We start from the raw sequence: 8,985 nt of genomic DNA on the forward strand, positions 1-8,985 counted from the left end.
TAGATTTTAGATTTTAGATTTTAGATTTTAGATTTTAGATTTTAGATTTTAGATTTTAGATTTTAGAATTGAAGCATTGGCCCCACGGATAAATTTCGGGGGCAAGTTTCATCGGATACAGGTTTTTTATTTCTGGACGGATGAATGACGTGGCGGGTATCCTCGATGCTTTCGGTTAGAGTTTTTTCAGTAATTGTGAATTACACAAACTAGAGTTGCTGTCAACTATCTTTATATTGAGTTAAGGAATTAATTGTTTAAAAAGTGATAGAGTAATTTTATTCCTTGCAATTGCGTCGGCTGCGCCCGATCGTAAGTGTAAATAACTATCAAATATGGCTAATCTGTCATGCCCGTGCAATTTTCTAGAGGCTTTTGTAAAATCAAGTTTTTCAAGGCATTAGCACTTGGTTTTTCAATTGCAGCTATTTGCCCCGCACTCCTATCAGCTCTAAGTCTTGGCGAGTCGATGGTTGCTACCGACTCAGGGGTGCAAGCGCCAATTTTGCATGATCATTTACCGTCTCAATTCAAACTAGATCAAGAAACAGCAGACGATCGCGATCGGCTTCGTGATTTATACTCGGGTTCAGAATTAGATAAAGACACTACAGAGCAAGAAAATAGCATCCCGGAGTTCGATCAATTGACCCAAAGTGAGGCCCCAGAAACTCTCCCTCCATTGCCGAACCGAGGAGAAAACAGACACGAATTTCCGATTCCCAACCCGCGACGGCCAAATCCGGCTCCTCTCCCATAACCCGCGCCGCCAGCGCCCTTGCTTTCAGCCGAACAGCTTTTGCCGCCTGCTGTTCCCCCACCGACACAGCCTGCATAATTGCTAAGATTGCGGGTACGATAAAAGTCGATCGATTTGAAGTAGTTGGCAGTTGATTTACCGCGAGCCGATCGTGCAAAATCCGAGAAGAGAAATCGCGATCGGTATCGGTACCAGCAGGCGAGAAAGCGATACATCTTTGCTGGGAAAGGATTTTCCGTTGTCGCCGGAAGCAGATAATCGGGGCAGAAATCGGGTTGCGGTGCTGAGGCTGTTTCAGGATTTTACTCAGAGGGGAGAGAGAGATGTCTTGGCGGCGCGATCGCAGTTTTGTCAGGGAGTCGCCGCATTTGGCGCTACGGTGAGCAGCAGCAGCCCTGAGAGTCGATTTTTGATCTGGCCGGGTCAATTGCAGTACGTGCGGTTGTTTGCTCCTGAGAGGCTGCTGGGGGTGCGATCGGATGTGAAATTGGCTGGGGCAGAGCTTTTGTCGATCGAACCATTCGGTATAGGGGGCTCATACACATTGCGGGGCTACCGTCAATCGATTTTAGATTTTAGATTTTAGATTTTAGAGGCGACCCCACGGATAAATGCTCTTTCTTGAGGATTTTCGATTTTCGATTTTCGATTGATTCCACGGATAAATCACGTGGCGGGTACCACCTTTGAAATTCCTGGTCAGGAGGCTTTGCTGGCCGATAGCGGGATTTGTGATTCAGCCGAGTTGCGGTATCCGATGCAAGCGCACCCGCGACAACCAAGGAGTTTTGCAGGTGACGGCGTTTGTGGATTTTGGCAATGTTTGGAATCCCAGGGAAAGCGCGGTTTTGGAAGCGAATACTTTGCTGTCAGCCCGATTGCGGCTGCGGTGACTGTACGGCGAAAGGTGGAATAATCGCGGAGGCTGGGGAATTCCTGTGATTGATATTAAGTCGAGCAACAGGAGTTTACAAGAGCGCGGGCTGTATTTTTCTCTATAATTCAAACCTTTTTAGGAAAGCAGTCGTTTTGCGCTTGGCGGAACTGAGCAATTCCGCTATATAGTAATAAGTATCATTTGGCACTCCTCTGTAGATGCCAAGAGTGTATTTTACTGATAATCTTTAAATTAAACTATGTCTAAGGTGCGGTTGCTGCTTTTAAGTTCTTTTGCTTCCGGTTTTGGGCTTTGCTCAATCATTTTGGCGATGTTTACGATGACTTCCCGGCTGTCGTTTACGTCTTTTTTTACATTTGTTTTAACTTTGGTGTTTTTTGGAATTAATCTGCTTTTTGCTTTGCATTATTATACATCGCTTACTAAGCAATTGAGTGTTAAAACTAAAAGGAAAGCGAGAATTTAGCGGTTGTGAAGCAGAAGCGGAAAAAGGCATGGAGAGTTATTTATGGAATTTGAAGGAAATCCAGAAAACGCCTCTGGGTTGAGACAATTATCTAGCTGTCAGCCATAATTATTTAAGGTCTAATTATTTAGGAGGTGCGATCGTGGTTATAACTCAAACCAACCCGCCAAATCTTCCCGATGCGACAAAGACTCGCTTTACTCCAGATGAATACCGGGCGATCGAGGAAACTGCTGAAGAACGTCACGAATATTGTAACGGAGAGATTATCGCTATGCCAGGAGGTTCCCCTGCTCACAGCCGTATTACCGTAGACATTACGACTTTTCTTAACGTGACTGTGCGAGACACAAATTTTCAAATCTATAACGGCGATCTACGAATTTGGATTCCTAGCTTCAATCATGGAACTTATCCCGATGTTATGGTCATTGATGGTGAACCAGAATTCAATGGCGATCGCACGGATGAAATTCTCAATCCTTTACTGATTGTTGAGGTTCTTTCGCCCTCTACTGAAGGCTACGATCGAGGTGAAAAGTTCAGAAAATATCGCTCTCTTGCTAGTTTTTGTGAATATTTGCTGGTTAGTCAAGCTGAACCATATATTGAGCAATATTATAATGGCGATCGCCCAAGTAGCGATCGTTGGCAATGGCAAGTTTGCGATCGGCTCGATCGGGCGATCGTCCTGCACAGTTTAAATATAGAACTTCCGATGTCTGAAGTCTACCGCCGCATTAGTTTTCAAGGGCGATCGGGTGACACTTCTAATGAAAGTTAACAATGCTTGTGCTGCACTCTTCTCAATTTCTACATCAATTGCATAAAAGCATTCACCGCATCATATTGATCGGCTATTGGCGAATACAACTTTAGCGATAGCACATCTAGGGCTGGCCATTAATCAGCTAGTAATATAGAGATCACTTGTAGGATGCTAGAGAGATGACAATCATATCCAACGAACAAACAGGGATTATCCGTACAGAAAGAGGACTGACGATCGCAGGTACGCGCATCACTATCTAGGGCATCATGGACTATGTGACGGCTCAATATCCACCTAAGTTGATCGGGGGATTATTTGAGCTTACAGAGGAAAAAATTAACGTGGCTTTAACTTATATTGAAGATAGGCTCTAAATATCCTCTAGCTTTTAAGGGACAAATGAAAGTTACAAAACAATTATTACTAACAAGTTTGGGGTTTGTTACTTTGAGTTGGGGAACAGTAACCCAAATTCAGGGGATACCGAGGGCGATCGCTCAAACACAAGTTCCCATGAGGTTACAACACGCGGAAGGAACTTATACCCTTACGGTGTCAGAAACCAATACCACAAAATCTGCTTATGGGGGTCAATTGCGCCTCTATGACGTGCATATTGCGAAGATGTTTGAGGTGACATATTCGGACTGTCAGGAGATACCCAACGCTGGCGGTAGAACTTGGTACTACCGCGCCGGAAATGGTAAAATTGATATGGGGCAATTCAGAATAAACTGTCAGTTGGCTAGCGATATTGCTAATACTTATGGTTTAGGGAAACCAGAGCGTACTGCGATCGAATATTCTCAGGGGGAGGCTGGGCGGCCAATATCGAGGACTCGTTCTATTCCAATTTTAGATATTACTGGTAATAAAATTCAGCGGTGGACGAAGTTTGTGCAAGGGTTTCGCCCTCAGTCTGCTAATTCTGAAGGAGGTAATTCTCGATCGAGTATTTCTTTTCCTGTTCGTGAAATTGTATCGCAGATTGAAGGTAAGACGAGAGTACCAATTTTTCTCCCCAGTCAGCTTCCATTCTCAGAAAAAATTTACTTAAAAAACCGAGTAGAAACAAATGGCTATAGTGTTGACATGGGCCACATACCTAATTGCAGCAGTACGCCTTGCTATATCGGGAGTATCTCAGCAGAAAGAGGTGGAGAACCAGCCCAACCAGCGCCTAGAGGATTTAGGAGTGAATTTAAAACTATTCAATTAGCAGGCCGAACACAAGGAGTTTTTTCTAATGGTTGTGGTGCTTACTGCACGGCCTTAGTTGAATGGCAGTATCAAGGCGTTTTGTATCGAGTAACGATGAAGAATGGGCGTGAGGAAACGCTTGTTCAAATAGCTAATTCTGCTATAGAAGCTGGGCCTCGCTAGTTAAATGTGCAGATAACAGTGCGTCATGGCAAGTCCTCTTCTCCAATTGGAGATTTATTTTGCCTGACGCAGCGTAAAACTGCTATCTAGATAGAAAGCATATCAATTCTAAACTTTTAAGCCGGAAATTTCGCCTGCCAAACATTGTTTTTAATTTGTTCCTCTAATTCATTGACCACCCACATTACACTATGTTCTGGCTCGCTCAAAATAGATTTTTTAATGTCATGTAAAGAGTTGACTAAATCTTCACGCAAACGGGGCTTGTCTTCTTTAACTCCTTGCGTATAATCCCAATAATCCCAAGCGATTAAACCTATGGCAAGGGTAGGCTCAATCATACTTCCTAGTTTCGCAGAAAGAGCAGCTACAGCTTTACTACCTGCTTTAGCAGCAATTGTAGCCGTAATTTTAGCAGTCCCAGCAGCACCTACAAATCTTACTAAAGATACTTCATCTCCTCGTTCATTTTGTAGCCTAAAATTTATACCTTCTAAATATTTAGCCCAGTCGGATTGGGGAATTGTATACATTTTTGGTACATCATCAAACTCCTTAGATAATTGTTCAATATAAAAATTAGCTGTATCAATTACTATTGTATGAAATTTCATCTCTGCTGAATTTGCTTGCAATACTCTCCTCGAAAATTCTCTTTGAATATTGTCATTTATGCTTTTGGCAATCTTTTCATTGACTATAGTCGGATTAAACCCATTCATAACATTCTCGCCTATATATTGAAAAAGAACACCAAATTCTTGCTGTTTCTGATTAAAATAATTAAAATACCAATTTAAAAAATCCGTATCAATTCGATTTATTAAATCAGCTTCCCACCGATTCAATTCATTGTTAGCATATTGTTTAGCACTTTGATTGGCACTGTTCACAGCTTTTTTGAAAGCTTCTTCTCTTCCACCAAAGGCCACTATAGATTGAGTAACTTCTAGGGAGGGATGAGAGGTTAATTCTGCCGCTAAAGCCTGACTCATAACTAATCGTCCCAGTAACGGGATGAATACAATTAGAATTATAATCGACCAAATAATGATACTAACTATCTTAGAAACTTTTACAATCCGCGATTTTTGAGTAGGTTCTTCAGTAAGCTGAGATTCACCAAATTCTTTAGCCTTCAACTCAATGGTCACTAATTCTTGAGCGCCCAAGACATCAGTTAATTTTTGATCTAGCTTTTTGGCAATCAACTGACGACCATAAGGTATTCCATTTGAATGACAAACAAGGTTATTCTTTTCGTCTAAAAACACCTGTCCTAAAATTTGCCCTTCGGGATGCTCTTGGCGAATAATTGCTCCTTTTTTTAAATTAGGAGTTCCTGGACGATCGCTCTGGAAATAACTGATAGCCTCCTCAAAGGTTATCCCCTCTAAAACTTCAGGTGTCCCCATAATGCGTGGCAAACATTTATTAAATTCGCCAACTATCCGCTGCACCTCCCCAGAAGTGAGTTTCTGCTCTCCTTGAGAGGCGTCTTTGGCAAACCAGTTAAACGGTGTCATATTTCCTCCAGAGCATTTGATAACTTATAAACTTCTACTATATTCCTTATATCTCTCCCGATCATAATTTAATATAAAAATGTATTTTTGGCTATTCATAAAAGTGTTATTTAGTGTACACTTACCTTTTTTAAAAAAATTTATTAACAAGAAAAAGTGTTATTTAGTTTTCCAGGTGTTATAAAGTGTGATATAGTGTGATGACCAAAACTCAACCCCCTTTTAGGTATGGACATCCAAGAGGTTTTACAATGGACTGACGAGCAAGTATTTGTGAAGACGGGAAAACATATTGATTCATTACAAAGCTCTATCTTAAAAGAAGTTTGGGAGGGTGAGAAATATCATAAGATAGCTAAAAAGTGCAATCGTAGTGAAGATCATATTAAACAAGTTTCTAGGAAATTATGGAAGATGCTTTCTGACATATTGGGAGACGATATTAAACAATCTAATGTTCGCTCTATTTTAGAAAGCAAAGCAGTATCTAGTATTTACAATTTTGGTAACTCTTCACAGATTGTTAATAGTAAAATTAATAGAACTCATATCAATATCTGTGGAGAAAAAAGGCAAGATGCAGAAGAGGCCAAGCAGCGATCGCCCTTTCCCCCTGAATCTCCCCAAAATCAAGCCCGATCGCCCATAATCGATTTAACAGACGCACCCGAACTCCCTTACTTTTACGATCGCACCTCAGAACTCTCCACCCTCAAAAAATGGATATTACAAGCCCATACCCGCTTGATTACCATCTACGGCTTAAGCGGAATTGGCAAAAGTGCGATCGCCCTCAAACTCATCGAACAAATTCAAACCGAATTTGATTATATTATTTGGTTAAGCCTCACCAACACTCCCGCACTTTCCACCCTCCAAACCGAACTCAAGCAATTTTTTGGGCGATCGCAACAACTCCCATTACCCACAATCATCGATTATTTCCGATCTTCTCGCTGTCTAGTAATTCTTGATGACGTACAGAATATTTTTAGTAGCAGTCAATTAGCAGGTCAATATTTAGCAGGCTATGAAGACTATGGCAAATTTTTCAAACAAATTGCCACATCCTCTCATCAGAGTTGTTTAATCCTCCTCAGTTGGGAAAAACCCAAAGAAATCGCGAATTTAGAAGCCGAAAACCTCTCCACGCGAAGCTTACACCTCAAAGGGTTAGGACAACAAGCCGCAGAAATTTTCCAACAAAAAGGATTAGTCGATGAGGAAAAATGGTCAGACTTGATCGCCCTTTATCAAGGTCATCCTTCCTGGTTAAATATCATTGCTGCAACTATTTTGGAGTTGTTTGATGGTAGCGTTTCCCTGTTTTTATCCGAGGTAAATGATTTATTCTTGGGTGACTTAGAACCCATCTTAGACTCTCACCTAGAGCGTTTATCAGGCTCAGAAAAAAAGGCATTATACTGGTTAGCAACTCAAAATGAAACTGTAGATATTTCCCGAAAAGCTACTGATAGTGAATTATCCCAACCAGAATTTTGGCAAGCTATACAATCTTTAGCGCGACGTGGCTTAGTGGAAAAAGTGTTAGTAGGAGGGCGATCGCTCTTTTTCCTCAATCCCGTATTCAAAGCATACATTCAGTGCAGGTGAAATATTATATAATCTATGAGAGATTACATTTCTTACATTTAACGAATAGAAAGCAAATCTTATGAAAACATTTACCGCTATAATCGAAAAAGATTCTGAGACCAAGCTTTACGTTGGTTATATTCCTGGATTTCCTGGGGCGCATTCCCAGGGAGAAACCTTGGATGAGTTACACGAGAATCTGCGTGAGGTAATTGAGATGCTCCTAGAAGATGATACTCTCGTCATTCAGACTGAGTTTATAGGTACACAACAGATTGTGATCCGATAAACATGAGCAATATCCCAGTTCTGAAACCACAGGAAATAGTCCGCATACTAGAGAACCTTGACTTTGTAGAGGTGCGTCAAAAAGGCTCACATAAGCAGTTCCGTCACCAAGATGGGCGAGGAACTACTGTTCCTTTTCATAAAGGGCGTGATATATCACCTCGATTGCTTCAGCGGATTGCAATTGATATTGGCTTGACAGTTGAGGAAATGTTGGAGTCCCGGTGAGTTTACGTGAACTACGTGACTACTTTTTGCCCCAATTGCTGCTGCAAAACTACCGAAATCCGGGAACTGAAACTGCTGGGAAACAAACTCCCGCCAAGGCAAAATGTGAGGGGAAAGCAGGATTTTTTTAATCGCTCTTCTCAACTTCTACAACGATCGCATAAAAGCATTCACCGCATCATATTGGTCTGCCATACGCGAATAGAACTCGATCGATCGCAAATCCAAATCCGCCAACAGTTCACTCTTACTCACCAACTCATACCCCGTTGGGCGCAAACAATAAACCGAAATTACACCATCCTCCCAAAACCAAACCTCCTGCACACCAACCCGACGATAGATTTCCAGCGTATCAATTCCACCACTCGTCACTGTCACCTCGATCGCCAAATCTGGAACTGACTTGCGCGTACCCAAACAATAAGACTCGTCCGGTTCTTTCCGCGCGCCTAATTTCTTCATCCCGATAGTTGTACTGCCGCGCCCATAGAAACGGATGTTTTTCATCCGCATATAAATCTCTAAAAGCTGGCCTAAAGTGTTTTTAGGTTCTTCGTGGGCCTCAGATAAAGGAGCCATAATTTCTAAACACCCATCCAAATAAGTTAAACGCGCCCCAGTGTCCGCCAAATCAGCATCCAATTTTTCCAGAGTCTCCCATGTCACGTTTGACAGGAAAGCCGCACCTTTACCCAATCCTGCTTTAGAAATTGCGACAACCATCTGACTTACCTTTCACAATCATTTTTCCATAATATACGACTTCAAAAATTTGGAGTCTATCGCCATACTAAATCCGGCTGTAATATTCTATTCTTTAGTCTCGCGTTGCGCGGACTTCGTTTGTGTAGTAGCGGTTTCAACCGCCGAGTCTGATTGTTCCAAAAAATATTTTTTCCCAAACAAAAAGCGCCCCTATTTCTAGGAGCGCTTTTTGTAATCTCAGACTAAAACTTAGCCATTGATAGAAGGAGCAACCAAAGCTACTGGAGTGACTTCACTAGCAGCCAAGTCGAGTGGGAAGTTGTGAGCATTGCGCTCGTGCATTACTTCCATACCCAAGTT

Annotated in this window: 11 protein-coding genes and 1 pseudogene; 8 read left to right on the forward strand and 4 right to left on the reverse strand. The window is 41.8% G+C overall.

The features are described 5' to 3' along the window. Window positions 1–608: 608 nt before the first annotated feature. Window positions 609–917 (reverse strand): hypothetical protein, encoded by a 309-nt coding sequence (locus tag QUB39_RS29900; RefSeq protein ID WP_333212794.1) that lies wholly within the window; start codon window positions 915–917, stop codon window positions 609–611. Between QUB39_RS29900 and QUB39_RS29905 the strand changes: the two genes are divergently transcribed. The 4 genes from QUB39_RS29905 (at window position 912) to QUB39_RS29920 (ending at window position 4,279) form a co-directional block, all read left to right on the forward strand. Beyond that, window positions 912–1,346, forward strand: coding sequence for a ShlB/FhaC/HecB family hemolysin secretion/activation protein (locus QUB39_RS29905; RefSeq protein ID WP_333212796.1), 435 nt, complete (start codon window positions 912–914; stop codon window positions 1,344–1,346). The two genes, QUB39_RS29900 and QUB39_RS29905, sit on opposite strands and share 6 nt — an antisense overlap. Window positions 1,347–1,430: 84 nt before the next feature. Then, complete coding sequence (locus QUB39_RS29910; RefSeq protein WP_333058526.1) at window positions 1,431–1,676, forward strand: hypothetical protein; 246 nt, start codon at window positions 1,431–1,433, stop codon at window positions 1,674–1,676. Between the two features lie 590 nt (window positions 1,677–2,266). Continuing rightward, window positions 2,267–2,908: a Uma2 family endonuclease gene (locus QUB39_RS29915; protein WP_333212799.1), complete on the forward strand. Its 642-nt coding sequence runs from the start codon at window positions 2,267–2,269 to the stop codon at window positions 2,906–2,908. Between the two features lie 387 nt (window positions 2,909–3,295). After that, on the forward strand, window positions 3,296–4,279 hold the full coding sequence (locus QUB39_RS29920; RefSeq protein ID WP_333212801.1) for a hypothetical protein: 984 nt from the start codon (window positions 3,296–3,298) through the stop codon (window positions 4,277–4,279). Window positions 4,280–4,395: 116 nt separating this feature from the next. On the opposite strand, the gene QUB39_RS29925 is transcribed toward QUB39_RS29920, so the two are convergent. Beyond that, window positions 4,396–5,805 (reverse strand): hypothetical protein, encoded by a 1,410-nt coding sequence (locus tag QUB39_RS29925; protein ID WP_333212803.1) that lies wholly within the window; start codon window positions 5,803–5,805, stop codon window positions 4,396–4,398. Between the two features lie 228 nt (window positions 5,806–6,033). Between QUB39_RS29925 and QUB39_RS29930 the strand changes: the two genes are divergently transcribed. From QUB39_RS29930 to QUB39_RS29945, 4 genes are all read left to right on the forward strand, one after another. Next, window positions 6,034–7,419 carry an ATP-binding protein gene (locus tag QUB39_RS29930; RefSeq protein ID WP_333212805.1) on the forward strand — a complete coding sequence of 462 codons (1,386 nt, stop codon included), beginning with the start codon at window positions 6,034–6,036 and terminating at the stop codon, window positions 7,417–7,419. Between the two features lie 61 nt (window positions 7,420–7,480). Then, window positions 7,481–7,690, forward strand: a complete 210-nt coding sequence (locus QUB39_RS29935) for a type II toxin-antitoxin system HicB family antitoxin (RefSeq protein WP_333058537.1) — start codon at window positions 7,481–7,483, stop codon at window positions 7,688–7,690. Window positions 7,691–7,692: 2 nt separating this feature from the next. Continuing rightward, window positions 7,693–7,917 (forward strand): type II toxin-antitoxin system HicA family toxin, encoded by a 225-nt coding sequence (locus tag QUB39_RS29940; RefSeq protein WP_333058538.1) that lies wholly within the window; start codon window positions 7,693–7,695, stop codon window positions 7,915–7,917. Continuing rightward, window positions 7,914–8,048 (forward strand): hypothetical protein, encoded by a 135-nt coding sequence (locus QUB39_RS29945; protein ID WP_333198866.1) that lies wholly within the window; start codon window positions 7,914–7,916, stop codon window positions 8,046–8,048. Before QUB39_RS29940 ends, QUB39_RS29945 begins: the two co-directional genes overlap by 4 nt. Window positions 8,049–8,064: 16 nt before the next feature. Here the strand turns inward: QUB39_RS29945 and QUB39_RS29950 are convergent, their stop codons facing one another. Together QUB39_RS29950 and QUB39_RS29955 are read right to left on the reverse strand one after the other, a co-directional pair. After that, a complete protein-coding gene (locus QUB39_RS29950; RefSeq protein WP_333212807.1) occupies window positions 8,065–8,643 on the reverse strand; it encodes a Uma2 family endonuclease in 579 nt (192 codons plus the stop codon). 231 nt (window positions 8,644–8,874) lie between these two features. Then, window positions 8,875–8,985: pseudogene (locus tag QUB39_RS29955) on the reverse strand (photosystem II q(b) protein); the annotation flags it as partial.

The sequence above is a fragment of the Microcoleus sp. AT8-B5 genome (genome assembly GCF_036705565.1).
Taxonomy (GTDB): domain Bacteria; phylum Cyanobacteriota; class Cyanobacteriia; order Cyanobacteriales; family Microcoleaceae; genus Microcoleus.